This is a genomic window from Micromonospora sp. DT228 (assembly GCF_049841595.1).
Lineage (GTDB): Bacteria > Actinomycetota > Actinomycetes > Mycobacteriales > Micromonosporaceae > Micromonospora.
In genome coordinates, this window is sequence record NZ_JBNCKO010000002.1 from 483,131 (window position 1) to 508,279 (window position 25,149).

Here is a 25,149-nt window from a genome sequence, read left to right on the forward strand (position 1 = left end):
CGCCCGCCCCGGTCGACCACTCAGCCGTCGCGCTTGGTGGTCCAGCGGAAGGTGGTCAGGCAGAGCACCACGCCGATCACGCACCACAGGGCCAGCACCAGGGCGACCCGGCCCAGCTCGAACGAGCCGCCCGGCTCCTGGGCGCCGAAGCTCTCCGGCAGGAACACCGACCGCAGCCCCTGACACATCCACTTGAGCGGGAACAGCGCCGCCACCTGCTGCATCCAGGTGGGCAGGTCGGTGAAGACGAAGAAAACCCCGGAGATGAACTGGAGGACCAGGGCGACCGGGGTGACCACGGCCGAGCCGCTGCGGGCGGTGCGTGCCAACGACGAGATGGCGATGCCGCACAGGGTGCAGGCGGTCACCCCGAGCGCGGCGACCCAGCCGAAGGTGAACCACTTCGCGGCGGTGCCCGGCAGGTCGAGGTCGAACAACGCCACCGCGACGGCCAGCAGCAACACGGTCTCGGCGATGCCGATCGCCACCACCATGATCACCTTGCCGGCGAACCAGACCCACTTCGGCATCGGCGTGCCCCGGTAGCGCTTGAGCACACCCCGGTCCCGCTCGATCGGGATCCAGATGCCGAGGTTCTGGAAGCTCACCGTCATCAGGCCGGTCGCGATCATGCCGGTGATGAAGTATTGCGTGAACTTGACCCCGCCCCCGATCTCCCCACTGAAGATCGACGCGAAGATCAGGATCATGATGATGGGGAAGCCCATGGTGAAGACCACGGACTCCCGGCTGCGCAGGAACTGGGTGATCTCCAGTCGGCCCTGACGCAGGGCGAGCGCGCCGGCCGACGGCCGACGGCCCGGGGTCGCGGCGACAGGCGTCGTCGGCTTCGTCGTGGTGGTCATCGCGCGTGTCCGATCATGGTGAGGTAGACGTCCTCCAGGGTCGGCCGGGTCACCGTGAGGCCGGGAACCTCGCCGCCGTAACGCGCGGCCAGCTCGGCCACCAGGGCCGTCGGCGTCGCGCTCTGCGCACTCTCCGGCGTCCCGTCCGGGGTACGCCAGGAGACCGTCGCGAGGGCCTCCTGCCGGTTGCCCAGTTGGTTCGGGGCGGCCACCTCGACAAGTCGGCCGCCGGCGATCACCCCGACCCGGTCGGCGAGCGCCTCCGCCTCGTCCAGGTAGTGGGTGGTCAGCACGATTGTGGTGCCCGCCGCGGCGAGATCGCGGATCAGCTCCCAGAACTCGCGGCGCGCCTCCGGGTCGAAGCCGGTGGTCGGCTCGTCGAGGAAGAGCAGCTCGGGGCGACCGACGATGCCCAGCGCCACGTCCAGGCGGCGCTTCTGCCCGCCGGAGAGGGTGTGCGTACGGGCCTTCGCCTTGTCGGCCAGCCCGACCCGCGCGATCACCTTGTCCGGGTCGTCGGCGTCGGGATAGAAGCCGGAGAAGTGCCGGATCACCTCGGCCACCGTCAACTCGTCGAACTCGCCGGTGCCCTGGAGCACGATGCCGACGCGCGAGCGCCAGTCGGCGTCCGGATGCGCCGGGTCCGTGCCGAGCACCGAGACCTCGCCGGCATCCCGGCGTCGGTAACCCTCCAGGATCTCCACGGTGGTGGTCTTGCCGGCGCCGTTCGGCCCGAGCAACGCGAACACCTCGCCCCGGCGTACGTCGAGGTCCACGCCCGCCACCGCGACGTTGTCGCCGTACGCCTTGCGCAGCCCGCGGACGGAGATGGCCAGCTCGTCATCCATGTCGTCAAGTGTGCGCCCTGACCCGGTCGCCCCGGTGCCCCGGGGTGTAGCGGTGCGCGCCACCGCGGGCGCTTCGCCCCCGGACGTCCCCGACATGGACCTGTGTGGTTTTCCACAGCCCGTTTTACCGGACGGTAACTTAAGCTCCAGCCATGGATGAGACGGCATCTGCGCTGCGTCTGCCAGAGCGGGACCGCCCGTGGCTGATGCGCACCTACGCCGGCCACTCGTCGGCCACCGCGACGAACGCCCTCTTCCGTCGCAACCTGGCAAAGGGCCAGACCGGCCTCTCGGTCGCCTTCGACCTGCCCACCCAGACCGGGTACGACCCGGACCACGAGCTGGCCGTCGGTGAGGTCGGCCGGGTGGGCGTGCCGGTGGCCCACCTCGGCGACATGCGGGCCCTCTTCGACGGCATCCCGCTCGCCGAGATGAACACCTCGATGACCATCAACGCCCCGGCCATGTGGCTGCTCTCCCTCTACGGCATCGTCGCCCAGGAGCAGGGCTCGACCGCCGACATGCTCTCCGGGACCACCCAGAACGACATCATCAAGGAGTACCTGTCCCGGGGGACCTACATCTTTCCGCCGGCCGCGTCGCTGCGGCTCACCGCCGACGTCATCGCCCACACCCTCCAGACGATGCCCCGGTGGAACCCGGTCAACATCTGCTCGTACCACCTCCAGGAGGCCGGGGCCACGCCCGTGCAGGAGGTCGGCTTCGCGCTGGCCACCGCGGTCGCCGTGCTCGACGCGGTCCGTGACGCAGGTCAGGTGCCGGCCGAGCGGATGGGCGACGTGGTGCAGCGGATCTCGTTCTTCGTCAACGCCGGTGTGCGTTTCGTCGAGGAGGTCGCCAAGATGCGCGCGTTCGGCGTGCTCTGGGACGAGATCACCCGGGACCGGTACGGGATCACCGAGGCCCGGCAACGGCGCTTCCGCTACGGCGTGCAGGTCAACTCGCTCGGCCTCAGCGAGGCGCAGCCGGAGAACAACATCCAGCGCATCGTGCTGGAGATGCTCGGCGTGACGATGTCCCGCGACGCGCGGGCCCGCGCGGTGCAGCTACCCGCCTGGAACGAGGCGCTCGGCCTGCCCCGGCCGTGGGACCAGCAGTGGTCGCTGCGGATGCAGCAGGTCCTGGCGTACGAGTCGGATCTGCTCGAATATCCCGATCTCTTCGCCGGCTCGTACGTGATGACCGCGCTCGTCGAGGAGGTCGTCGCCGGGGCGCGGGTCGAGCTGGACAAGGTGCTGGAGCTGGGCGGTGTGGTCGCCGCCGTGGAGACCGGCTACCTCAAGAGCGCGCTTGTCGCCTCGCTCGCCGAACGCCGCCGACGGATGGAGTCCGGCGCGGACGTGGTGGTCGGGGTCAACAGGTACGCCGAGACCGAACCCTCCCCGCTGACCGCCGCCGGTGCGGAGGCCGTCGAGCAGGTCGACCCGGCGGTCGAGGCGGCCGCCGCGGAGGGCGTACGGCGGTGGCGGGCCGATCGGGACGCGGACGCGGTCGACGCGGCACTGGCCCGGCTGCGCGCGGACGCCGCGACCACCGCCAACCTGATGCCCGCCACCCTGGAGTGCGCGCGGGTGGGGGTGACCACCGGCGAGTGGGCCGGTGCGCTGCGGGAGGTCTTCGGCGAGTATCGGGCGCCGACCGGCCTGGCCGGCGCCACCGGCAGCGGCGGAGCCCCGGGCCTCGCCGCCGTCCGCGAGCGGGTCGTCGCCACCGCCCGCGAGTTGGGCAGCGGCCGGCTGCGGCTGCTGGTCGGCAAACCCGGCCTGGACGGGCACTCGAACGGCGCGGAGCAGATCGCGGTACGGGCCCGTGACGCCGGCTTCGAGGTCGTCTACCAGGGCATCCGGCTGACCGCGGGGCAGATCGTCGCCGCCGCCGTCGAGGAGGACGTCGACCTGGTCGGGCTGTCCGTGCTCTCCGGGTCCCACCTGGCCGCCGTGCCCGCGGTGCTGGACGGGCTGCGCGCCGCCGGACGGGCGGACCTGCCGGTGGTCGTGGGCGGCATCATCCCCGCCGGTGACGCCGACACGCTGCGGGCGGCCGGGGTGGCCCGGGTCTTCACCCCGAGGGACTTCGCCCTCACCGACATCATCGACGACCTGGTGACGGTCATCCGGCACGCCAACGACCTGCCCTGACCCCGCAGTGGGCGGGTCAGCGGCCGGCGTAGGTCATGCAGTCGGCCAGGTCGTTGTCCGGGCCGACCTTGATCGACGACGCGTGGCACTCCAACTGCTCGTTGTGCCGACAGTCGGAACGCTGGCAGGCGCCGACCTGGGCGGTCATTCCGTCCACGCCGCCCCGGATCGGCGACTCGACGAAGGTGTGGCAGTGCGCGTGATCCATGCTGCCGATCGTGATCGCGAAGGCGTGGCAGTCGCCCGACTGGTTGTACGCGCAAGCGGCAACGACACATTCCTGGACTCGGGGCATCTCCAACGCTGCAGTCATGCCAACCTCCTCTAGGCCTTTGCCCTGATCCTAGGCATTTGCCGGCCCCCGGAACCCCGATATGGCGGGCCGCCGATCCGGTGCCCAGCGTGATCGACTCCGGCTTCCGGAGGCGGGGCGTCCCGCTGCGGGGTGGCCCGGTTTCCAGGAAACCGCGCCGATCAAGGGTCAGACGCGGAAGCCGGCGGCGCGGGCCGCCTCGCGTTCCCGGCGGCGCGCGGAGCGTCGCCGGAGGAACCAGTAGACGAAGGCCACCAGGCCGAGCAGGAAGGCCAGCACGAGCACCGGCAGGATGATCGCCACCAGGGAGACCACCACGCTCGTGGCGTCCTCGGCGGTGCTGGCCACCGGTGCGCCGAACCCGGCCGTGCTCGCGTTGATGACCGGGCGGGCCGCGGACTTGAGCAGGTGTACGCCCAACGCCAGCAGCACGCCGGTGACGACCGGCACCCACTGGTGCGACGAGAAGAAACTCCCCGGGTCGCTGACCGTCACCGTCTCCGACGAGGATCCGGCGCCGAAGGCCAGGCCACCGGCGGTGGGTCGGACCACTGTCTGCACCACGTCGTTGATGTGGTCGACGACGGGCACCTTGTCGGCGACCATCTCCACGGCGAGCAGCACGGCCAGGATGACGATGACCCAGCCGTTGCCGAGCCAGGTCCAGCCGCTGGGCAGGTCGATCAGGTCGGTGTAGCGGCCGAGGAGGCCGAGGGCGAGCAGGGGTATGTAGGCGTTCAGCCCCGCTGAGGCGGCGAGGCCGGTGCCGGTGAGGACTTCGAACACTGTCTCAGCATCGCACCGACGCGCCAGTGCCGCTCGGCGGCGACCGGTGGGTCCTCGGCTACCCTCGTCGGGTGCGGTTGGTCATTGCGAAGTGCTCGGTGGACTATGTCGGACGGCTCTCGGCTCACCTGCCGCCGGCCACTCGGTTGCTGATGGTGAAGGCGGACGGGTCGGTGTCGATCCATGCCGACGACCGGGCGTACAAGCCGTTGAACTGGATGAGCCCGCCCTGCCGGCTGGAGGAGGCCCCCGGGGTGTGGCGGGTGGTCAACAAGGCCGGCGAGGAGCTGCGGATCACCCTGGAGGAGATCTTCCAGGACACCTCGTACGAGCTGGGTGTGGACCCGGGCCTGCGCAAGGACGGGGTGGAGGCGCACCTGCAGGAGTTGTTGGCCGCCAACCCCGGTGCGTTGGGCGAGGGGTTCACGCTGGTCCGTCGCGAGTACATGACGGCGATCGGCCCGGTCGACCTGCTCTGCCGGGATGCCAACTCAGGTGCGGTCGCCGTCGAGGTCAAGCGGCGCGGTGACATCGACGGTGTGGAGCAGCTCACCCGATACCTCGAGTTGATGAACCGGGACCCGCTGCTCAGCCCGGTGGCCGGGGTCTTCGCGGCGCAGGAGATCAAGCCGCAGGCCCGGGTGCTCGCCGCCGACCGGGGCATCCGGTGCGTGGTCGTCAACTACGACCGGCTGCGGGGCATCGAGAAGGACGAACTGACGCTCTTCTGATCGGCTCACCCGCCGGCACGCACCGCGATCAGCGACTTGGGCAGGCCGAACGCCCGCTCGACGAGCATTGTCGAGTCGGGAAAGTAGTGGCGCATCTGCGAGCGGTCCAGCAGCTCGGTCCAGAGCACCTGGTGGATGGCGGCGGCGTGGCTGCGGGTCGGTTTGTGGCCCAGCGGCCAGCGGCGGGCGAGCGCGGTGCGCAGTCGCACCGGCAGGAACTGCATCCCGGGCGCGATCCAGTGTGGCTCGATGGGGAAGTAGCGGTAGGGCGTCTGCACCCAGTGCCGGTCGGCCATCGCGCGGGCGGCCGCGGCGAAGCGCAGCCGGCGTTCGTGCCCGCCCACATGCTCCAGGACCGAGTTGGAGAAGACCAGGTCGTAATCGGTCCTGGCGAGGCGCGGGGGCAGATCGCAGGCGTCGGCCTGTTCGACGTGGGCCCAGTCCGGCACGACGGCGGGCGGCTGCTCCAGGTTGATGACTGTCACCCGGGCCGGGCGGACCGTCGCGCGGTGCCAGGTGCCGAGCCGGCCGCCGAGATCGACCACGTGCATGTCGCCAATGTCGGGAAAAGTGCGTGCCAACCAGTCCGAGCGGTGCCGGCGCCGCCGCGCACTCCACGACTGGTCGCTGTCGACAAGGCGGTAGCGCAATCGATTGGGGCCCATTTAACGCAATGTACCGCCGCCGACACCGCGTATAAACATGTGGATACGCTGATCTTCGCTGAAGATCGGTTATCCGACACTCACCTTCCGTACATGACCTTGATGGCCTTGACGAGTCGCGCCACGTCGGTCGGGGTCCGTTCGAAGGTCATCGACGGCAACAGCGACCGGGCCCGACGGCGGGTCACCGCCTTGGCCCGGCCGAACTCACGCAGCCCGTCCTCGCCGTGGATCCGCCCGAAGCCGGAGTCGCCGACCCCACCGAACGGCAGGGTGGACATGCCGGCGAAGGTCAGCGCGGAGTTGATCGAGGCCATTCCGGAGCGCAGCCGCCGCGCGATGGACACCGCCCGCCGCCGGCCGAAGACCGAACCCCCCAGGCCGTACGGCAGGGCGTTGGCGCGGGTCACGGCCTCGTCGGCGTCGCGGACCCGGCTGATGGTCAGCGTCGGGCCGAAGGTCTCCTCGCGGACGGCGGCCGACTCCTCCGGGACGTCCACGAGCACGGTCGGGTGCACGTACGGCGGCTGCACCGCGCTCGGGCCGCCGAGCACGGCACGCCCGCCGGACGTGATCGCGGCGTCGATGTGCCGGCGGATCACGTCGATCTGCGCGGGCATGGTGATCGGGCCGATGTCGGTGCCCTCCGGCCCGACGGTCAACCGACCGGCGCGGGCCACCACCTTGTCGACGAAGGCGTCGAAGACGGCGTCGACCGCGTACACCCGCTCGATGCCGATGCAGGTCTGGCCGGCGTTCGTCATGCCGCCCCAGACGCACGCCTCGGCCGCGGCGTCCAGATCGGCGTCGCTGTCGACGATCATGGCGTCCTTGCCGCCGCCCTCGATCAGCACCGGGGTCAGCGTCTCGGCGCAGGCGGCCATCACCTTCCGGGCGGTGGCGGTGGAACCGGTGAAGGCCAGCTTGTCGACCCCGGAGCGGCACAGCGCGGCACCCACGTCGCCCAGCCCGTGCACGGCGGTGAAGACCTGGTGCTCGGGCACCACCTCGGCGAAGCTGTCCACAAGCCACTGGCCGGCGGCCGGGGTGTATTCGCTCGGCTTGAGCACCACGGCGTTGCCGGCGGCCAACGCGTACGCGGCGGAACCGATCGGCGTGAAGACCGGATAATTCCACGGCCCGATCACACCGACCACGCCGTGCGGCTGGTATTCGAGGTGACCGGAGAACTCGGCGAGGATGAGCCGGGACCGCACCCGACGCGGGCCCAGCACGCGGCTGGCGTTGCGGGCAGCCCAGTCGATGTGCTCGATCGCGGTGACGATCTCGACGATGGCGTCGGCGGTCGGCTTGCCACCCTCGACGTGCACCAGCTCGGCCAGCTCCTCGATGCGTTTGGCGAGCAGCGCACGCCACCGCAGCATCCGTTCGCGGCGGTCGGTGAAGCCGAGCCCGGCCCACCAGCCCCCGGCGACGCGGGCGTCCTCGACGGCCCGCCGCACGTCGGCGTCGGTCGCGACCGGGAGGCGGCCGGCCTCAGCGCCGGTGGCCGGGCTGGTGGAGACCAGCCGACCCGCATCGATGACCGGAAGACCCGGGACCTGCACAGCCGTCATGGCGGAAGTCTAGACCCGAGGATTACTCGCCGGTAGGTCCGGATCGCAACCTGGCGGCCCGTAGTCGTACCGCTTTGCCTGATCGTTTGTCAGTGCAGGTCAGGCTGTTGATGGTGAACGCGACCCGCCCGAATCGTCGAACGGCGGGTAGCCGGGAGGTGGCGAGGAGCTGACCGGCCGGTCGGTGTCGATGATTACCGTCTGATGGCAGGCTGACGCGCGGAGTAACGGTGTGGGGTGGAGGGCTGACTGTCCATGGAGGAACATCCGGAACTTATGCCGCTGTTGACGGTGGCGGGTGGGCCGATGCGCGGAGCGAGTTTTCGACTTCGGGTCGAACCGCAGGTGGTCGGTCGGGCACCGACCGGCCACGTCGTCATCAGCGACCCGCACCTGAGCCGCCGCCACGCGGAGGTGTGGCTGGCCCCGGAGGGCCCGTCGCTGCGGGACCTCGGCTCGACAAACGGCACCTGGCTCAACGACCGCCGGATCACCGACGTCGAGCGTCTCTCCGACGGCGACGTGATCCGACTCGGCCGTACCGAACTGCGCCTGTTCGACCCGGGGGTGGCACACACCGACCCGGTGGGGCTCAGCTTCGGCCCGTCCCGGCGGGACGTCCGACCGACGCTGCCGCTGCCGCTGGCCGCGCCGCCCGGCGCCCGCCGCTGACCGACGCACGCCGACCCGGGCGTGGCCCACACCTGGGCCGCGTCCGGGATGGCTGTCAGCCACCTGGACCGGCTCCGGGGGGCGTGGCACCATCCCGCGGATGGAAACCGAGCAGCGGAGCGTCACGGCGAACGGCATCACCCAGGCGGTCCGGGTGGCCGGGCCACCGGACGGCATCCCGGTGCTGCTGATCCACGGCAACTGCTCGTCCGCGCTGTTCTGGGAGCCGCTGGTCCGGCGGCTGCCGCCGACGCTGCGGGTGGTCGCCCCCGACCTGCGCGGCTACGGCGACTCCGCGACGGCCCCGGTGGACGCCACCCGGGGCCTGCGGGACTTCGCCGACGACGTGGCCGCCCTGCTGGACGACCCGACGCTCTTCGGCGCCACCGACGCCCGCCCGGTGGTGGTCGGGCACTCCCTCGGCGGCGGAGTGGCGATGTCACTGCTCGTCGACCACCCACACCGGGTGGGCGCGTTGCTGCTCGCGGCGCCGGTCTCCCCGTACGGCTTCGGTGGCACCCGCGACCTGACCGGCACACCCACCACTGCCGACTTCGCCGGCACCGGCGCGGGCACGGCGAACCCGGACTTCGTCGCCCGGCTCGCCGCGGGCGATCGGAGCACGGACAACCCGGCCAGCCCACGTGCCGTCCTGCGCGCCACCTATGTGGCCGATCCGGCGGCGCTCGGCGCGGACGAGGACCTGCTCCTGGACACGGTGCTCTCCACCGCCACCGGGGACGACAACTACCCGGGCACGGCGGCGCCGTCGGAGAACTGGCCGGGCACCGCGCCGGGGAAGCGCGGCGTGCTCAACGCGCTCGCGCCGACCTGGTTCCGGCTCGCCGACGAGCTGGTGGCCGTCGCCGACAAGCCCCCGGTCACCTGGGTACGCGGCGACGCCGACGTCATCGTCTCGGACACCTCGCTGTTCGACCTGGCGTACCTGGGCTCGCTGGGTCTCGTGCTGGGCTGGCCCGGCGAGGAGGGCTGCCCGCCGCAGCCGATGGTCGGCCAGACCCGGTCGGTGCTGGAGCGGTACGCGGCGGCCGGCGGCACGTACCAGGAGGTGGTGTTGCCCGGTTGCGGACACAGCCCGCACCTGGAACGGCCGGCGGAGTTCGTGGCGGAACTGCTGGCACTGACCACCGGACCCGCCGCCTAGCGGCCCCACGCCGTCGGCGGTGAAATAGGCCACGGCGTCTCGACAACCAAGCGTCACATGGCAGACTCGCGCGCAAAGCCTTAGCGGCCGTTCAGGGGCCGTGCGGAGTGTCTGGGGAGGCCGGTCGTGGCGCGCGAGTTCAGCACCGTGGGTGTGGTGGGGCTGGGCACCATGGGTGCCGGCATCGTCGAGGTCTTCGCCCGCAACGGCATCGACGTGGTCGCGGTCGAGATCTCCGAGCCGGCGCTGGAACGCGGCCGGGCCACCCTCACCGCCTCCACCGACCGGGCGGTCGCCAAGGGCAAGCTCGCCCCGGCGGACCGCGACGCCCTGCACGAGCGGGTGCACTTCGCGGTCGGGCTGCCCGCGCTGCACTCCGTCGACCTGGTCATCGAGGCGGTGCCCGAGCACCTCGACCTCAAGCAGCGGATCTTCGCGGAACTGGACCGGGTCTGCCGGCCGGAGGCCATCCTCGCCACCAACACCTCGTCGCTGAGCGTCACCGAGATCTCGGTGGCCACCACCCGGCCCAACCAGGTGATCGGCATCCACTTCTTCAACCCGGCCCCGGTGATGAAGCTTGTCGAGGTGGTCCGCACCGTTGTCACCTCGCCCGAGGTGGTCGCCGATGTCGAGGCCCTCTGCGCCCGGCTCGGCAAGGTCGACGTCACCATCAACGACCGGGCCGGCTTCATCGCCAACGCGCTGCTCTTCGGCTACCTCAACCACGCGGTCGCCATGGTGGAGTCGCACTACGCCGCCCGGGAGGACATCGACGCCGCGATGAAGCTCGGCTGCGGCCTGCCGATGGGCCCGCTGGCGCTGATGGACCTGATCGGCCTGGACACCGCGTACGAGATTCTGGACACCATGTACCGGCGCGGCGGGCGGGACCGCCGGCACGCGCCGGTGCCGCTGCTCAAGCAGATGGTGACGGCGGGTCTGCTCGGTCGGAAGTCCGGTCGGGGCTTCTATACCTACGAGCGGCCCGGCTCGCCGGTGGTCGTACCTGATGGGGCGACGGACGCGGCGGTCGCCGACGGCGCGCGGGCCATCTACGCGGAGGTCGGCATCGGGAGCGCGAGGAGTGAGCTTGCGAGCCCCGCAGTCGTGACCAAAGTCGGCATTGTGGGCTCCGGGACGATGGCCACCGGGATCATCGAGGTCTTCGCGAAGGCCGGTTACGAGGTCGTGTCGGTGACCCGCGGCGCGGAGAAGTCCGCGACGGTCTGCGAGGCGGTGAAGACCTCGCTGAACAAGGGCGTGGTGCGCGGCCGGCTCACCGAGGCCGACCGGGACGCCGCACTCGGCCGGATCGGCTGGTCGGCCACCCTCGACCACCTCGCCGACGTCGACCTGGTGGTCGAGGCGGTGGTCGAGGAGTTGAGCGTGAAGAAGGCGCTCTTCGCGAGCCTCGACGAGATCTGCAAGCCCGGCGTGGTGCTGGCCACCACCACCTCGTCCCTGCCGGTGATCGACGTGGCGATGGCCACCCACCGACCGGCCGACGTGGTGGGGCTGCACTTCTTCAACCCGGCGCCGGTCATGCCGCTCGTCGAGGTGGTCCGCACGATCCGCACCTCCCCGGAGGCCACCGCCACCGTCCGCGCCGTCTGCGCCGCACTGGGCAAGACCGGTGTGGTCTGCGGTGACCGGTCCGGGTTCATCGTCAACGCGCTGCTCTTCCCCTACCTGAACGACGCGGTGAAGATGCTCGAGGCCAGCTACTCGACCGCCGACGACATCGACCACGCCATGAAGCTCGGCTGCGGCTACCCGATGGGCCCTTTCGAACTGCTCGACGTGGTCGGGCTGGACATCGCGCTGGCGATCCAGCGCGAGCTGTACCTGGAGTTGCGCGAGCCGGGCTTCGCGCCCGCGCCGCTGCTGGAGCACCTGGTCACGGCCGGCTACCTGGGTCGCAAGACCCGCCGCGGTTTCCGCGACCACTCGCACCGCTGAGCGGGTCAACGCCACGGGGCACCCAGGGCGTCTGCAGGGTGTGACCTTCGAGGAGTACGTCAGTAGCCGGGGACCGGCGCTGGTCCGGCTCGCCCGGCTGCTGACCGGTGACGAACACCGGGCCGAGGACCTCACCCAGGAGGTGCTGTCCCAGGCGTACGTGCAGTGGCGCAGGATCGTCCGCGCCGACCGGCCCGACGTGTACGTGCGTCGCATGCTTGTCAACGCCAACCACTCCTGGTGGCGTCGCCGGTCCAGCCGCGAGCTCGTCGTCGACTCCTTCGCCGAGCGGGCCCAGCGCGGCGACCTCGGCGGCGAGGCGGCCGACCGGGACGAGATGTGGCGGCTCATCCTCGGCCTGCCCGACCGCCAGCGGGCGGTGCTGGTGCTGCGCTACTACGAGGACCTCGACGACGCGACGATCGCCCAGATCCTGGACTGCGCGCCGGTCACCGTCCGCACCCACGCGATGCGGGCGCTCGCCAACCTTCGGGAGCGCTGCGGCGCCCCGGCCACGAACGGGAGCCGACAGTGACAGACCTCGACCAGCGGATCGACCAGACGCTGCGCGAGCACGCCGAGGGCACTGTGGACACCGACCGGCTGCTGGCCGTCGCGGTGGCCCGGGGCCGGGGGCGAATCCGCCGCCGACGCACCACCACCGGCGCGGTGCTCGGGGTGGTGGCCGTCATCGGCGCGGGCGTGGCCCTCGGCCCGGTGAGTATCTCCGGCTCCGGCCTGGACGTCGTCATTCCGGGGCTGGGCCTGCCGAGTGATGCGGTGCAGGCCGTTACGCCGCCCCGGCTCGACGGCGTACCTGGCGCGTCCGCCCGGCCCGACCTGGTCGGCGCGGACCCGGACGTGCTGCACTTCGGGTTCGCCCCGGGCGGGCCCCGATACCTCTCCTGGTCGGTGCAGAGCGGCGTGGAGATGGCGCGGCTCGACGTCGACGGGCGCACCGTCACCCTGGAACTGGCCGCGACCGCGGACGCCCTGCCGATGCGCGCCCAGGGCCTGCCGGCCCTGGTGCCGGAGCTGGTCAAGGACGGCGTCTACGACGGGTCGGTGTCGCACGCCGAGGGGCCCTACGGCGTGCCGGCGTGGCTGCGACACTGGCAACCCGCCCCCGGGGTGTACGCCAGGGCCAGCGGCAGCGGCCCAAACGAGCGGGACCTGTTCCGCGTGGCCGCCGCGCTGCGGCTCGACCAGGCGCACCGGTGCGGTGGCCCCCTGCGGCTCACCACGCTGCCGGCGGGCACACGGCTCACGAGGTGCGAGGTGACTGTGGCACCGTTCCCGGCGGCGTTCGGCGTACAGATGATGGTCTCCGGGAGCAACCCGGGCGCGATCCAGGTCGAGTTGCAGTACGCCACCAGCATCGCCGGGAGCCGCACCGAGGGAAACCGGACTGTCGGCGGCAAACCGGCGAACATCGATCACCAGGTCGGAGAACTTGAGCTGCTCGGCTTCCCCAAGGCCCACCTGACCGCCAACTTCGGCTGGTCGGCACAGCGGTACGACGAGGAGGACGCGGCAACTGTGCTGGGCGGTGCGCAGGTCGCCGAGCCGCTGGACGAGCCCGCGTCCTGGTGACCGGCCGGTCCGCCCCACCAGACGGACCGTACGCTTGGTGACTGTGAGCCCCCGTCGCAATCGCCCTCGCCGGGACGAGAACGCCAACCTGGACGCCGACCGGGTCCGGCAGGGCGTCGCCTCGGTGCAGCAGTGGGCCGACGGCGCCTGGCAGGTACGCGGGATCGGCGCCGGTGCGTCCGTCAAGACGTACCGCTGCCCCGGCTGTAACCAGGAGATCCCACCCGGAGTGGCCCACCTGGTGGCCTGGCCGTCCGACGGCCTGGGTGACCTGACCGACCGACGGCACTGGCACAGCGGCTGCTGGCGGGCCCGGGACCGGCGCGGGCCGGCGGTGCAACGCGGCCGGGGCGCCCCGCGCTACTGACCGACCCGGCCGGGGTGTGTCCTGGCAGGGCTCAGCGACCGGGGTGTGTCCTGGCGCGGCTCAGCGACCTGGATCACGCTGTTTGTGCCTGGGCGGGCGGCGGCGGTGACTTCGCGACAGACTTGGGCGGTGAGCACAGCGATTCGCGCGTCGTCCATCCTGCCCGGCAGCCGGGAGGACATCGAGCTGCACACCGCCGACGGTCTGCGCCTGGTCGGTGAGCTGGCGCTGCCGGCCGACCGGCCGCCGGTGGCCACCCTGGTCTGCCTGCATCCGCTGCCCACCCACGGCGGAATGATGGACAGCCACGTCTTCCGTAAGGCGGCCTGGCGGCTGCCCGCCCTGGCCGACCTGGCCGTGCTGCGGTTCAACACCCGGGGCACCAGCAGTCTGCGTGGCACCAGCGAGGGAGCGTTCGACGGCGCGGTGGGGGAGCGGTACGACGTGGCCGCCGCCATCGAGTACGCGGAGTTCGCCGAGCTGCCCAACATCTGGCTCGTCGGCTGGTCGTTCGGCACGGACCTGGCCCTGAAGTACGGCTGCGACCCGGCGATCGCCGGAGCGATTCTGCTCTCCCCGCCGCTGCGCTTCTCGACACCTGCGGACCTGGCCACCTGGGCCGCCTCGGGTCGGCCGCTGACGGCGCTGGTGCCCGAGTTCGACGACTACCTGCGCCCGACCGAGGCGCGGGAGCGGTTCGCCGCCGTGCCGCAGGCCGAGGTGGTCGGGGTGCCGGGCGCCAAGCACCTCTGGGTGGGCGACGCGGAGACGGTGCTCGACGAGATCGTCCGGCGGGTCAACCCGGCCGTCGCGGTGCCGCTGCCCACGACCTGGGACGGCCCGATGGAGGCCGGCGACGTCAGCGCGTACGCCGACCGGACGGTGGCCTCGTTCGCCGACACGCCCGTCCCCGGCCCGGCCGCCGGCGAGGTCGGCTGACCTGTCCGTCCGCGGCCTGGTCGGCTGACCTGTCCGTCCGCGGCCTGGTCGGCTGACCTGTCCGTCCGCGGCCTGGTCGGCTGACCGGTCCGTCCGCGGCCTGGTCGGCTGACCTGTGCGTCTGCGCGCCGGCCGCCGGTCGGGCTGGCTGGCGCTCAGCGGGTCTCCTGGCGGGGCAGTACCACCTCGCGCAGGATCAGTTGCAATGCGGCCACCGTGGGGATGGCGATCAGCGCACCCACCACGCCCAGCAGCGCCACGCCCAGCAGCGCGGCCAGCAGGGCGGCCACCTCGTTGACCTCCACCGAGCGCCGCATCACCTTCGGGTAGATCAGGTAGTTCTCCACCTGCTGGTAGACGAGGAAGAAGATCGCGCAGGCGATGCCTGTGGGCAGGTCGGTGGCGAAGCCGACCAGGCCCACGATCACCGCGCCCAGGGTGGCGCCGATCTGCGGGATCAGGTCGGTCACCGCCACCACCACGGCCAGCGCGAACGGGTAGGGCAGCCCGACGATCAGCGCGAAGACGAAGGTGGTCGCGCCGGCCAGCACCGCGATGCTGAGCGCGCCGACCATGTAGGCCCCGACCTTGGCCAGGATCTCGTCGCCGATCAGCTGCACCCGCTCCCGCCGCGACCGGGGCACCAACGAGTAGCCCAGGGCGCGAAGCTTGTTGAAGTAGGCCAGGAAGTAGATCGTCAGCACCAGCACGGTAAGCGTCCGGAACACCGTGCCGAAGATCAGTTGTGCGCCGCCAAGCACCCCACCGAGCGCCCGGCCGACGGTCTCCGCGTTGGCCGCGCCCTGCACGCGCTCCACGACGTCGTACCGCTCCACCAGGTCATTGACCGTCGGATTGCGCCGCAACTCGTCGAGCAGGTTCGGGATCTGATCGATGAACTGCCCCGACTGCGTCACGATCGGCGGGACCAGCGCCACCACGCCACCGCAGAGCAGCAGCACCACGACCAACGCGACCGCCGCCACCGCGAGGCCGTGCGGCACGCCCCAGCGGCGTAGCCGGACCACCGCCGGGTTGAGGCCGACCGCCAGGAACAGCGCGATCACCACCAGCACCAGGATGCCGCCGGCATTGCGAATCCCCAGATAGAGGGTGTACGCCAGCAGCACGCCAAGCGCCCCGGTGAACCCGATCAGGAAACTGCTGCGGCGCAGCGGACGCCCCGGTGTGCCGAACTTTCCGGACGGGACCGCCGGCGGCGCGTCCGGGTCGATTCCCGGAGCGGGGACCGGCACCGGCGGTGGCGTGTCTGCCGGCGGTGGCGTGTCTGCCGGCGGTGGCGCCTTCGCTGGCAGGGGATCGGCTGTCACGTCCGGGTCGTCGCCGGACCTGTCGTGCTGTGGCACAGAGACCTCCCGGCTCAGGCGGTGGGATGAGGAGCGGTGGCCACGAACGCCCGCCACTCGGCCGGCGCGAAGACCAACACCGGGCCGGTCGGGTCCTTGCTGTCCCGTACCCCCACCAGTCCGGGCAGGGTGTCCGCCACCTCGACACACTCTCCGTTGCCGCTACGGCTGGACGTGCGCCAGCGTGCACCGGTCAGGTCCATGAGGTCACAACTTCCTTCATCAGTTCGATCGACTGGCGGCGGGACAAACGCGCCGTTTCTGATCATCTCCCAGCGCGCCAGCAGCGTAGCCACCTCATGGTCACCATCGACCACGAGACCGTCAATCTGATGCTCCATGTGCCCCACCCAACCACCGTCGGGGCCACGGTCCAGATCGAACGGACCGGAAAGACCCGACGTGCAGCCCGGTGCCGGGCGGAGACGATGTGCAGGCTGCCGTGCGGTCGTTCCAGGCTGGCGACGAGGTGGGTGATCTACCCGACCACCCCGCGACGCACGCACACCCCGCACTGCGGCAGATGTGCTGCCGCCGGGCAGACGGCCGTCGCCACCCGTCATCGTCTGGGCCCCGCCGACGCGCAGATCTTGGACAGTTTCCGTTCCGCGCTAACAGTTCCGCGCTAACGGAAACTGTCCAAGACCTGGTGGTGTGGTGCCCTCGCCGCGGTGAAAGCTGTTCGGATGCTGCCTGCCGATGACGCCGACGCACTCGACTGGCTCGCCTTCGAGCAGGCGGGCGTGCTGACGACCGCGCAGGTCTCCAGTCTGCTCAGCGAGGGGATGGTCCGTGGTCGAATCCGTTCCGGCCGGTGGCGGTCGATCTGCCGCGGGATCCTGCTGACCGGCAATGGTCGCCTGAGCCGCGACCAACAGCTCTGGGTCGCGGTGCTGGCCGCCGGACCAGATGCGATGCTGGCCGGGGTAACCGCCGCCACCGAAGCCGGGGTACGCGGGCTGCGCCGTGAGCCACTGCACGTGCTGGTGCCGGCCCCGCCGTGCCGCGCGGGCCTCTCTGCGTCGCCTCCCCATCGACATGCCCGCGGTGCTTGTGCATCGGACGTCGGTGCTGCCGGACTCGCACCGGCAACTCGCCCGTCCACCGCGTACCACGACGGCCAGAGCGCTCGTCGACGCGGCGGGATGGGCGGTCGGTGCGCAGGAGGCGCAGGGGGTGCTGGCGGCCGGTTGTCAGCAGCGGCGGGTGCTGCCCGAGGAGTTGCAGACCGTGCTCGACGTCCTCCCCCGAGCGCCCCGCCGGCACCTGATCCAACAGACGATCGGTGACATCGCAGGCGGCGCGCAGGCGCTCTCCGAGATCGACTTCCTGCGCCTCTGCCGCCGGCATCGGCTGCCGGTACCTGATCTTCAGGAGCATCGGGTCGACGCGGCGGGCCGCAACCGCTGGCTGGACGCGTACTGGCGACAGTGGCGGGTGCAGGTCGAGATCGACGGCGCGCACCACATGGACGCCCGGCAATGGGCGGACGACATGCGTCGGCAGAATGCCGTCTGGACCAGCGGCGACCGGATCCTGCGCTTTCCGGCCTGGCTGGTACGCGCCCGCCCCGACGAGGTCGCCGACACCGTCCGGCGGGCCCTCGTCGCAGCCGGCTGGACCCCCGCCCACTCCCAGCGCCATCCGACGCACACATGGATCTTGGACAGTTTCCGTTAGCGCAGTTAGCGCTTAACGGAAACTGTCCAAGATCTCGACGCTGGTGCCGGTCAGCGCTGCCGGCGTACCCGTCAGTCCTTCTCGATGGTGACCTTGCTGGGCTTGGCGCTGCGCTCGTCGGTGGTCGGCTTGCTGGGCCGCTTGCCGTTCTCGCCGGTGCTGGTGATCTTGGTCGGCTTGGCGTCTCGGCCGCCGACGCCCGGAACGGCGGCCACGGTCGGCTCCCCGTCCACCCCGGCGCTGGCCGCGCCTCCGTCGACGGTGGTCATTGGCTCCGCCACCGGCCGGGTCGTGGACTGCCCGGTAGCCTCGGCCCCGGCGTTCACCGGCTGCCGGGTGTCGGCGGGCTCGGTCTTGAGGCCGGTGGACGCACCCGACTCGGGTGACGTGCCGGCGCCGACGGGCTCCGTGCCCGACTCGGGTGACGCGCCCGCGTCGACGGTCGCTCGGCCGGAGGCGGTCGCGCCGTCGTCGGTCGCGCTCGTGCGCACCCCAGCGCCGGTGGTCGGGCCGTCGATCGGCCCCGCGACGCTCTGCAACCGCAGCTCGGTCATCTGTCGCTGCAGCTCGTCCGACTCCTGCCGCGCCTTCCAGGTCTCCTGTCGCAGGTCGGCGAGCTGCTGCTGGGCCTGGGCGATCTCCAGCATCACCTGGGCGAGCTGCTGCCGGCCCGCCGCCGACTCCTGCTGAGTGGCCGCCAGGTGCTGCTGGGTGGTGGCCAGGTGCTGCTGGGTGGTGGCCGCGTACTCCTCGAACTGTCGGCGCGACGCCGCGACGTGCTCGTCGGCCTTGCGGCGCTTGTCGCCGGCCTCGGTCTCGGCCCGGCTCAGCAGCTCGGTGGCCTCGGCCTCGGACCGCTGGCGGAGCGCCGCCGCGTCCTGCTCGGCGGCCTGGCGAACCCCGGCCGCGCCCTGCTCGATCTCGTTCTTGCGGGTGGAGTATTCGGTCTCCAGCTCGTTGTTGCGCCCCGTGTACTCGGTTTCCAACTCGTCGCGGCGGGTGGTGAAGCTCGTCTCCAACTCCTGCTGACGGCTGGCGAACCCGGTTTCCAGCTCCTGCTGGCGGGACTCGTGCTGCTTGTCCAGCTCGTCGCGGTGCTTGGCGAACTCCTGCTCGGCGGTGGACCGACGCTGCGCCAACTCCCGGTCGGCCGCCTCGCGGCGCGAGTTGACCTCCTGCTCCACACCGGCCCGCCAGGCGCCCAGCTCCTGCTGGGTCTGCGCCCGGGTGTGCTGCACGTACGCCTCGGTCTCGGCGCGCATCCGCTGCACGTACGCCTCGGTCTCGGCGCGGCTGCGCTTGGCCGCCTCGGCGGCCTGCGTGGTCAGTCGCTCCGCCTCCTGCTGCGCCTTGGCGCGGGTGGACCGCCCGGCCATCGACGCGTCGTCGATGATCTGCTTCGCCTCCTGCTGCGCCTTGGCGTGACTGGCCCGGCCGGCCTCGGTAGCGGTGTCGGTGAGCCGCTTGGCCTCCTGGAGGGCCTTGGCGTGCACCTCCTTGGCGGCGTCGCGTAGGTCGCTGGCCTCCTGCCGGGCGTTGGCCAATGTCTCCTGGGCCGTCTCCCGCAGCTTTGTCGCCTCCTGCTGGGCCCGGGCGTGGATCTCCTTGGCGGTGTCCCGCAGCTGGGTGGCCTCCTGCTGGGCCTTCGCCAGCGTGTCCTGCGCCGCCTTGCGCAACTGCGCCGACTCGTCCTTGGCGGACCGCAGTGTGGCCTCGGCTTCGGCCCGTCGGGCGGCGCTGTGCCGTTCCTCCTCCGAGCGGCGCGCGGCGAGGGCGATCTCGAAATCCTTGAGTGCCCGAGCGGCCTGCTCGCGGGCCTCCTCGATGATGTGCTCGGCCGCGGCGCGGCGCGCCTCGATCTCCACGTTCGCGTCGGCCACGGTCTTCTCGGCCAGCTCTTCGGCCTGCGTCACGATGGAGTCGACGAGGGGGCCGAGGTGGCGTAACGAGGCCCGGTCGACCACGTTCATCTGCTTGCGGACCTGGGTCAGGTCACGCTGGAGCACCTCGACCTGGCCGGCGAGCTTGTGGATCTGTGTATACGCCTGTTCCCGTTCGGAGGCGAGGGTCGCGATCTCGTGCTCGGCACGCGCGACATACCGATCAACCTGTTTCTTCTCGTACCCCCGCAGAGCGGACTCGAAGCTGGGCTCCGTCGTCACGTCCCCGCCGAGAGCGAACAGTTCCTCGCCGTGCGACATGCCCCCATCCTCACACGCAACAGGGCCTGCTGGGGCGATACGGACGCGCCTTGTGCGAGCTACTTCACTCCGTGGCGAGCGAGGGATACCACCGGCTGGGAAACGCATACGGCGCGAGGTTGCACCGGTTACCCAGTGTCACCTCGCGCCGTCGATGCCCCGACCTGACGCCTCGCGTCAGCCGGCGGTCTCCGCCGGCACCCGCTCCTGACCGCCATCGGTCTTCTTGGCCTCCGGCTTGGCCGCCGGAGCGGCCGCTGGCATCCCCGGAACGATGCCGGCGAGACCGGAGAGCATCTGGCCCAGCTGCGACGTGACCGCGTCCTTCTGCCGGGTGAGGTCCTCGACCTCGCGGCGGGCGGCCTGCGTGGTCAGCTCCGCCTCGGTGCGGGCCTCGGAGAGCAGACGCTGCGACTCGGCCTTGGCCTCGTTGAGCGTCTTCTCGGAGTGCGCCTTGGCCTTGTCGACCGTCTCGGCGGCGTTGCGCTCGGACTCGACCCGGCGCGCCTCGGCCCGCTGCTCGATCTCCTTCGCCCGCTCCTGCGCGGCCCGAGCACGCTGCTCGGCCTCGCTCACCATCTTCTGGGTCTGCGAGACCTGGGCGGCGTGCCGCTCGGACTCCTCGCGCTCGGACTTCTCCCGCCGCTCGGCCAGCTGGAGCTCCAGAGCCTGGAGGTCCTTGTCGCGCTTGTCCCGTGCGTCGGTCAGCAGCTTGGTCGCCTCGGCGCGCTTCTCCTCAGCCTCGCGGGCGGCCTTCGCCCGCTGCTGGGTGATCTCCCGCTCGGCGGTGGCCCGCAGGGTGGCGACCTCCCGCTCGACAGTCGACTTCAGCTCGGCGACCTCGTGCGCGGTCACGGTACGCAGCTGCTTGGTCTCGCGGTCGGCGTCCGCGCGCAGCGTGTCGGCCTCACGGCGGGCCTGCACCCGGACCTCGGCGGCCTCACGCTCGGCGGCGGTGCGCAGGTTGCCCGCCTCGCGCTCCGCGCTGGCCTTCATGGCCGCGGCCTCGGCACGCGCCTTGTCGGTGATCTCACGGGCCTCGAGGCGGGCGGCGGAGAGGATGCCCTCCGACTCGCGCTTGGCCTCGTTGCGGTGGTCGTTGGCCTGCTCCTCGGCGAGCCGGAGGATCTGCTCGACGCGGGTGCCGAGGCCGGAGAGGGTGGGCCGGCTGTTCTCTTCGAGCTGCTTGTTCGTGTCGGTGAGCTTCTGCTCCAGCGCACCCATGCGCTGTTCGGCTTGGCGGAGTCGACGCTGGGCGTCGTTCATCCGCTGCTCGGCCTCGGCACGGGCCTGCTCGGACTGGGTCAGCGCGGCGGTCATCCGGCCGAGGAAGTCATCGACCTGGTGGGTGTTGTAACCGCGCAGGCCGACGGTGAAGTCTGGCTGCGAGTTCGCGTTATCGAAGAACGCGAGAGGGGAGGACTGCTGCTGGGGCATTGGGACATACTGGCAGACGCCCCAGGGTGCTTCGCAAGAGCGGTGCGCAGCTTTCGTGGCCTCTTTACATGGTCAACTCCCACCATCGCCGCAGCGGGACCAATCGGCGATCTTGGCAGGTCCCGGGCGGGTCGGACGCCACGCAGCGTGACGCGGAAAAGGGCCCCGGGGTTACCCCGAGGCCCTTTGTTCGATCCGGGTGGGTATCTCGCTAATGGGAGCGGAAGAACAATGTCCGATCACCGCAAAGGTCACCGAGCGTTCATCCGTCCGGCCGGCGGTGCCGGTCGGTGCCCCGGGCCGGCGGTGCCGGTCAGTGGCCCCGGAACCGGTTGATCGCGTCGTCGTGCCGGGCCCGTAGCTCCCCGTCGCGTACGCCGAGACCGTCCGTGGGCGCGAGGCACCGTACGCCGACCTTGCCCTGGTGGGCGTTGCGGTGCACCTCGTACGCGGCCTGACCGGTCTGCTCCAGGGAGTAGGTGCGGGACACCGTCGGGTGCACCTTGCCGAGCGCCACCAGGCGGTTGGCCTGCCACGCCTCGTGGTAGTTGGCGAAGTGGCTGCCGACGATCCGCTTGAGGTGCATCCAGAGGTAGCGGTTGTCGTACTGGTGCTGGAAGCCGCTCGTGGACGCGCAGGTGACGATCGTCCCCCCGCGCCGGGCCACGTAGACGCTGGCGCCGAACGTCTCCCGACCCGGGTGCTCGAAGACGATGTCCGGGTCCTCGCCGGCGGTCAGCTCGCGGATCCGCTCGCCGAGGCGTTTCCACTCGTCCGGGTCCTGGGTCTCCTCGTCCTTCCAGAAGCGGAAACCCTCCGCCGCCCGGTCGATGACCAGTTCCGCGCCCATCCGGCGGCACAGCTCCGCCTTCTCCGGCGAGGAGACGACGCAGACCGGGATCGCGCCGCCGTTGAGCGCCATCTGGGTGGCGTACCCGCCGAGGCCCCCGGAGGCGCCCCAGATCAGCACCACGTCGCCCTGCTTCATGTTGGCCCCGTGGTGCGAGACGAGCTGCCGGTACGCCGTCGAGTTGACCAGCCCGGGGCTGGCCGCCTCCTCCCAGCTCAGGTGTCGTGGCTTGGGCATCAGCTGGTTGGCCTTGACCACCGCCAGCTCGGCCAGCCCACCGAAGTTGGTCTCGAAGCCCCAGATCCGCTGCTGCGGGTCCAACATGGTGTCGTCGTGCCCGGCGGAGTCCTCCAGCTCGACGGAGAGACAGTGCGCGACCACCTCGTCGCCGGGTGCCCACCGGGTCACCCCGGGACCGGTGCGCAGCACCACGCCGGCCGCGTCCGAGCCGACGACGTGGTACGGCAGGTCGTGCCGGCGAGTCAGGTCGGAGACCCGGCCGTAGCGCTGGAGGAACTTGAAGGTGGGCAGCGGCTCGAAGATGCTTGTCCACACCGTGTTGTAGTTGATCGCGCTGGCCATGACCGCGACCAGCGCCTCGCCCGGCGCCAGCTCCGGCGTCGGCACCTCCTGCACGTGCAACGCCTTGCGCGGGTCCTTGTCCCGGGTGGCCATGCCGTCGAACATCCGGGCCTCCTCGGCGCGGACCACCACGCCTCGGTAGCTCTCCGGTACCGGCAGTCCGGCGACGCCGGCGAGTTCGCGGTCCGGATCGTTCGATTCCTCCGCCGCCATGATCGCTTCGAGGATGTCCTGCACGGTGACCTCCGGTTCGTCCGCACCCGCGCGGGCCCGGGTGCTGCCATCGTCGGCGCCGGTGGGGCACGACCGCCATGTCGGCATTCGACACATCCGACCCCGGTCGCGCTCCGGTGGGGCCGGACGTTACTGAACGGTAGCTAGGGCGGGAAGTCCTTGTGAAAAACTGCATCCGCCGATGCGTGAAGGTGTCCGGCCATCCCGCCAACCGCGCACTGACGTGCGCCGCGACGCTCCAGAGGACGTGCGGGAGCTGCGAGGCACGGGGTCGCGCGGGGGCGCGGGGCCGCGCGGCGCGGAGGCGACAATTTCGGGGATGTTGCTGCCTCGCGGGCGCTGGAGGCAGCAACATCCCCGAAGTTGAGCGGATCTTGCGACGCCGCGTGGGCCGACGCTGGCGCGGCGTGGGGGTCAGTGGGGGGTGGGGGCGGGCTGGACGAGTTCGACGAGGACACCGCCGGCGTCCTTCGGGTGGACGAAGTTGATCCGGCTGTCCGCGGTGCCGCGCCGCGGCGCGTCGAAGAGCAGGCGCATCCCCCGCGCGCGCAACGCCGCGCAGGCCGCGTCGATGTCCACCACCGTGTACGCGACCTGCTGCACACCCGGCCCGTTGCGGTCCAGGAACTTGGCGATCGTCGACTCCGGGGTGAGCGGGGCGAGCAGTTGAACGCAGCCACCCTCGGCGGTCGGTCCGACGGTCAGCATCGCTTCCCGCACGCCCTGCTCGGTGTTGGTCTCGACGTGCACACACCGCATCCCGAACGTCCGCTGGTAGAAGTCGATCGCGGCGTCCAGGTCGGCCACCGCGATCCCGACGTGGTCAATCTTGCGAAGCCCGATGTCTGTGACGGAGTCGGCACCGGGCTCGGCGGAGGAGTTCTCAGTCATGGCGCTAGTCTGGCCGAACAATCGTTAAGGCGTACAGCACGGCACCCCCTCGGAGGCAGGCATGGCTTCGGTGATCGTCAGCGGCGCGCGGACCCCCATGGGGCGGCTGCTGGGCAACCTCAAGGACCTCCCGGCCACGAAGCTCGGCGGGATCGCCATCAAGGCCGCGCTGGAGCGGGCCGGGGTCAGCCCCGACCAGGTCCAGTACGTGATCATGGGGCAGGTCCTGCAGGCCGGCGCCGGTCAGATCCCGGCGCGGCAGGCGGCGGTCGAGGCCGGCGTGCCGATGTCCGTGCCGGCGCTGACCATCAACAAGGTCTGCCTCTCCGGCCTGGACGCGATCGCCCTGGCCGACCAGCTGATCCGCGCCGGCGAGTTCGACATCGTGGTGGCCGGCGGCATGGAGTCGATGACCAACGCCCCGCACCTGCTGATGGGTCAGCGCACCGGCTACAAGTACGGCGACGTGGTGGTCAAGGACCACATGGCGCACGACGGGCTCAGCGACGCCTGGGACTGCTGCTCGATGGGTGAGTCGACCGAGCGCCTCGGCGCCCGGCACGGCATCACCCGCGAGGAGCAGGACGCCTTCGCCGCCGCCAGCCACCAGCGGGCCGCCGCCGCGCAGAAGAACGGCCACTTCGCCGACGAGATCGCCCCGGTGGTGATCCCGCAGCGCAAGGGTGACCCGCTGGTGATCAGCGAGGACGAGGGCATCCGCCCGGACACCACGGTCCAGTCGCTGGCCAAGCTGCGCCCCGCCTTCGCCAAGGACGGCACCATCACCGCCGGCAGTTCGTCGCCGATCTCCGACGGCGCCGCCGCCGTGCTGGTGATGAGCAAGGCCAAGGCCACCGAGCTGGGGCTGACCTGGCTGGCCGAGATCGGCGCGCACGGCAACGTCGCGGGTCCGGACAACTCCCTGCACTCGCAGCCGTCCAACGCGATCAACCACGCGCTGAAGAAGGGTGGGCTGAGCGTCGCCGACCTGGACCTCATCGAGATCAACGAGGCTTTCGCGCAGGTCGGCGTGCAGTCCACGCGGGACCTCGGCATCAGCCCGGACAGGGTGAACGTCAACGGCGGCGCCATCGCGCTGGGGCACCCGATCGGCATGTCCGGCGCGCGTCTCGTCCTCACCCTCGCCCTGGAGCTGCGGCGGCGTGGTGGCGGCACCGGCGCGGCGGCTCTCTGCGGTGGCGGTGGCCAGGGCGACGCGCTCATCATCCACGTGCCGAACACGGTCGCGGCGGACCAGTGAGCG

At 71.3% G+C, this 25,149-nt stretch carries 23 protein-coding genes; 11 read left to right on the forward strand and 12 right to left on the reverse strand.

Features of this window, described 5'->3' with window-relative positions; translation table 11 throughout:
* Positions 1 to 20: 20 nt before the first annotated feature.
* Positions 21 to 866, reverse strand: coding sequence for an ABC transporter permease (locus tag ACLQ29_RS05565; RefSeq protein ID WP_425770508.1), 846 nt, complete (start codon positions 864 to 866; stop codon positions 21 to 23).
* Positions 863 to 1,714, reverse strand: a complete 852-nt coding sequence (locus ACLQ29_RS05570; RefSeq protein WP_393375803.1) for an ABC transporter ATP-binding protein — start codon at positions 1,712 to 1,714, stop codon at positions 863 to 865. The genes ACLQ29_RS05565 and ACLQ29_RS05570 overlap by 4 nt, the downstream gene beginning before the upstream one ends.
* Positions 1,715 to 1,866: 152 nt before the next feature.
* Here ACLQ29_RS05570 and ACLQ29_RS05575 point away from each other — a divergent pair, with 152 nt between their 5' ends.
* Positions 1,867 to 3,873: a protein meaA gene (locus tag ACLQ29_RS05575; RefSeq protein WP_425770509.1), complete on the forward strand. Its 2,007-nt coding sequence runs from the start codon at positions 1,867 to 1,869 to the stop codon at positions 3,871 to 3,873.
* Between the two features lie 16 nt (positions 3,874 to 3,889).
* Here the strand turns inward: ACLQ29_RS05575 and ACLQ29_RS05580 are convergent, their stop codons facing one another.
* A complete protein-coding gene (locus tag ACLQ29_RS05580; RefSeq protein ID WP_393375808.1) occupies positions 3,890 to 4,186 on the reverse strand; it encodes a DUF1540 domain-containing protein in 297 nt (98 codons plus the stop codon).
* Between the two features lie 168 nt (positions 4,187 to 4,354).
* Positions 4,355 to 4,972, reverse strand: coding sequence for a DUF4126 domain-containing protein (locus ACLQ29_RS05585; RefSeq protein WP_425770510.1), 618 nt, complete (start codon positions 4,970 to 4,972; stop codon positions 4,355 to 4,357).
* Positions 4,973 to 5,043: 71 nt separating this feature from the next.
* On the opposite strand from ACLQ29_RS05585, the gene nucS reads away from it, so the two are divergent.
* Positions 5,044 to 5,703, forward strand: a complete 660-nt coding sequence (gene nucS / locus ACLQ29_RS05590; protein WP_357246312.1) for an endonuclease NucS — start codon at positions 5,044 to 5,046, stop codon at positions 5,701 to 5,703.
* Positions 5,704 to 5,708: 5 nt separating this feature from the next.
* Here the strand turns inward: nucS and ACLQ29_RS05595 are convergent, their stop codons facing one another.
* Together ACLQ29_RS05595 and ACLQ29_RS05600 are read right to left on the reverse strand one after the other, a co-directional pair.
* The gene (locus tag ACLQ29_RS05595; RefSeq protein ID WP_425770511.1) at positions 5,709 to 6,368 is read right to left on the reverse strand and encodes a class I SAM-dependent methyltransferase; all 660 of its coding nucleotides are present in this window, start codon (positions 6,366 to 6,368) and stop codon (positions 5,709 to 5,711) included.
* An 80-nt stretch (positions 6,369 to 6,448) separates the two neighbouring features.
* A complete protein-coding gene (locus tag ACLQ29_RS05600; RefSeq protein WP_425770512.1) occupies positions 6,449 to 7,945 on the reverse strand; it encodes an aldehyde dehydrogenase family protein in 1,497 nt (498 codons plus the stop codon).
* Positions 7,946 to 8,251: 306 nt separating this feature from the next.
* Between ACLQ29_RS05600 and ACLQ29_RS05605 the strand changes: the two genes are divergently transcribed.
* The 7 genes from ACLQ29_RS05605 (at position 8,252) to ACLQ29_RS05635 (ending at position 14,643) form a co-directional block, all read left to right on the forward strand.
* A complete protein-coding gene (locus ACLQ29_RS05605) occupies positions 8,252 to 8,617 on the forward strand; it encodes an FHA domain-containing protein (protein WP_393375819.1) in 366 nt (121 codons plus the stop codon).
* A gap of 100 nt (positions 8,618 to 8,717) precedes the next feature.
* On the forward strand, positions 8,718 to 9,782 hold the full coding sequence (locus ACLQ29_RS05610; RefSeq protein ID WP_425770513.1) for an alpha/beta hydrolase: 1,065 nt from the start codon (positions 8,718 to 8,720) through the stop codon (positions 9,780 to 9,782).
* A gap of 126 nt (positions 9,783 to 9,908) precedes the next feature.
* Positions 9,909 to 11,744: a 3-hydroxyacyl-CoA dehydrogenase family protein gene (locus tag ACLQ29_RS05615; RefSeq protein ID WP_425770515.1), complete on the forward strand. Its 1,836-nt coding sequence runs from the start codon at positions 9,909 to 9,911 to the stop codon at positions 11,742 to 11,744.
* 40 nt (positions 11,745 to 11,784) lie between these two features.
* On the forward strand, positions 11,785 to 12,279 hold the full coding sequence (locus tag ACLQ29_RS05620; protein WP_425770516.1) for a SigE family RNA polymerase sigma factor: 495 nt from the start codon (positions 11,785 to 11,787) through the stop codon (positions 12,277 to 12,279).
* Positions 12,276 to 13,337 carry a hypothetical protein gene (locus ACLQ29_RS05625; protein WP_425770517.1) on the forward strand — a complete coding sequence of 354 codons (1,062 nt, stop codon included), beginning with the start codon at positions 12,276 to 12,278 and terminating at the stop codon, positions 13,335 to 13,337. Before ACLQ29_RS05620 ends, ACLQ29_RS05625 begins: the two co-directional genes overlap by 4 nt.
* A 37-nt stretch (positions 13,338 to 13,374) precedes the next feature.
* Positions 13,375 to 13,704 (forward strand): hypothetical protein, encoded by a 330-nt coding sequence (locus tag ACLQ29_RS05630; protein WP_393375832.1) that lies wholly within the window; start codon positions 13,375 to 13,377, stop codon positions 13,702 to 13,704.
* 129 nt (positions 13,705 to 13,833) lie between these two features.
* Positions 13,834 to 14,643 (forward strand): alpha/beta hydrolase, encoded by an 810-nt coding sequence (locus ACLQ29_RS05635; protein WP_425770519.1) that lies wholly within the window; start codon positions 13,834 to 13,836, stop codon positions 14,641 to 14,643.
* 155 nt (positions 14,644 to 14,798) lie between these two features.
* Here the strand turns inward: ACLQ29_RS05635 and ACLQ29_RS05640 are convergent, their stop codons facing one another.
* A complete protein-coding gene (locus tag ACLQ29_RS05640) occupies positions 14,799 to 16,010 on the reverse strand; it encodes an AI-2E family transporter (RefSeq protein ID WP_425770520.1) in 1,212 nt (403 codons plus the stop codon).
* Between the two features lie 14 nt (positions 16,011 to 16,024).
* On the reverse strand, positions 16,025 to 16,213 hold the full coding sequence (locus tag ACLQ29_RS05645; protein WP_425770521.1) for a DUF397 domain-containing protein: 189 nt from the start codon (positions 16,211 to 16,213) through the stop codon (positions 16,025 to 16,027).
* A gap of 835 nt (positions 16,214 to 17,048) precedes the next feature.
* Here ACLQ29_RS05645 and ACLQ29_RS05650 point away from each other — a divergent pair.
* The gene (locus tag ACLQ29_RS05650) at positions 17,049 to 17,690 is read left to right on the forward strand and encodes an endonuclease domain-containing protein (RefSeq protein ID WP_425770522.1); all 642 of its coding nucleotides are present in this window, start codon (positions 17,049 to 17,051) and stop codon (positions 17,688 to 17,690) included.
* Positions 17,691 to 17,761: 71 nt separating this feature from the next.
* On the opposite strand, the gene ACLQ29_RS05655 is transcribed toward ACLQ29_RS05650, so the two are convergent.
* The 4 genes from ACLQ29_RS05655 to mce all read right to left on the reverse strand — a co-directional run bounded on the left by ACLQ29_RS05655 (position 17,762) and on the right by mce (position 23,885).
* Positions 17,762 to 19,891, reverse strand: a complete 2,130-nt coding sequence (locus ACLQ29_RS05655; RefSeq protein ID WP_425770524.1) for a hypothetical protein — start codon at positions 19,889 to 19,891, stop codon at positions 17,762 to 17,764.
* A gap of 177 nt (positions 19,892 to 20,068) precedes the next feature.
* Positions 20,069 to 21,328, reverse strand: a complete 1,260-nt coding sequence (locus ACLQ29_RS05660; protein WP_393374005.1) for a DivIVA domain-containing protein — start codon at positions 21,326 to 21,328, stop codon at positions 20,069 to 20,071.
* A 313-nt stretch (positions 21,329 to 21,641) separates the two neighbouring features.
* Positions 21,642 to 22,997 (reverse strand): crotonyl-CoA carboxylase/reductase, encoded by a 1,356-nt coding sequence (gene ccrA / locus ACLQ29_RS05665; RefSeq protein WP_425770769.1) that lies wholly within the window; start codon positions 22,995 to 22,997, stop codon positions 21,642 to 21,644.
* Positions 22,998 to 23,408: 411 nt separating this feature from the next.
* On the reverse strand, positions 23,409 to 23,885 hold the full coding sequence (gene mce, locus ACLQ29_RS05670; protein ID WP_393374003.1) for a methylmalonyl-CoA epimerase: 477 nt from the start codon (positions 23,883 to 23,885) through the stop codon (positions 23,409 to 23,411).
* 61 nt (positions 23,886 to 23,946) lie between these two features.
* Here mce and ACLQ29_RS05675 point away from each other — a divergent pair, with 61 nt between their 5' ends.
* Entirely contained in the window at positions 23,947 to 25,146 is a 1,200-nt protein-coding gene (locus ACLQ29_RS05675; protein ID WP_393374001.1) for an acetyl-CoA C-acetyltransferase, read from the forward strand.
* The last annotated feature ends 3 nt before the right edge of the window (positions 25,147 to 25,149 follow it).

What these genes read in the sequence shown, in the direction of transcription:
- ACLQ29_RS05565 (WP_425770508.1), bottom strand. Translation starts at nt 866, where the DNA reads ATGACCACCACGACGAAGCCGACGACGCCTGTCGCCGCGACCCCGGGC.
- ACLQ29_RS05570 (WP_393375803.1), bottom strand. Translation starts at nt 1,714, where the DNA reads ATGGATGACGAGCTGGCCATCTCCGTCCGCGGGCTGCGCAAGGCGTAC.
- ACLQ29_RS05575 (WP_425770509.1), top strand. Translation starts at nt 1,867, where the DNA reads ATGGATGAGACGGCATCTGCGCTGCGTCTGCCAGAGCGGGACCGCCCG.
- ACLQ29_RS05580 (WP_393375808.1), bottom strand. Translation starts at nt 4,186, where the DNA reads ATGACTGCAGCGTTGGAGATGCCCCGAGTCCAGGAATGTGTCGTTGCC.
- ACLQ29_RS05595 (WP_425770511.1), bottom strand. Translation starts at nt 6,368, where the DNA reads ATGGGCCCCAATCGATTGCGCTACCGCCTTGTCGACAGCGACCAGTCG.
- ACLQ29_RS05600 (WP_425770512.1), bottom strand. Translation starts at nt 7,945, where the DNA reads ATGACGGCTGTGCAGGTCCCGGGTCTTCCGGTCATCGATGCGGGTCGG.
- ACLQ29_RS05605 (WP_393375819.1), top strand. Translation starts at nt 8,252, where the DNA reads ATGCGCGGAGCGAGTTTTCGACTTCGGGTCGAACCGCAGGTGGTCGGT.
- ACLQ29_RS05610 (WP_425770513.1), top strand. Translation starts at nt 8,718, where the DNA reads ATGGAAACCGAGCAGCGGAGCGTCACGGCGAACGGCATCACCCAGGCG.
- ACLQ29_RS05645 (WP_425770521.1), bottom strand. Translation starts at nt 16,213, where the DNA reads ATGGACCTGACCGGTGCACGCTGGCGCACGTCCAGCCGTAGCGGCAAC.
- ACLQ29_RS05650 (WP_425770522.1), top strand. Translation starts at nt 17,049, where the DNA reads ATGCCCGCGGTGCTTGTGCATCGGACGTCGGTGCTGCCGGACTCGCAC.
- ACLQ29_RS05655 (WP_425770524.1), bottom strand. Translation starts at nt 19,891, where the DNA reads ATGTCGCACGGCGAGGAACTGTTCGCTCTCGGCGGGGACGTGACGACG.
- ACLQ29_RS05660 (WP_393374005.1), bottom strand. Translation starts at nt 21,328, where the DNA reads ATGCCCCAGCAGCAGTCCTCCCCTCTCGCGTTCTTCGATAACGCGAAC.
- mce (WP_393374003.1), bottom strand. Translation starts at nt 23,885, where the DNA reads ATGACTGAGAACTCCTCCGCCGAGCCCGGTGCCGACTCCGTCACAGAC.
- ACLQ29_RS05675 (WP_393374001.1), top strand. Translation starts at nt 23,947, where the DNA reads ATGGCTTCGGTGATCGTCAGCGGCGCGCGGACCCCCATGGGGCGGCTG.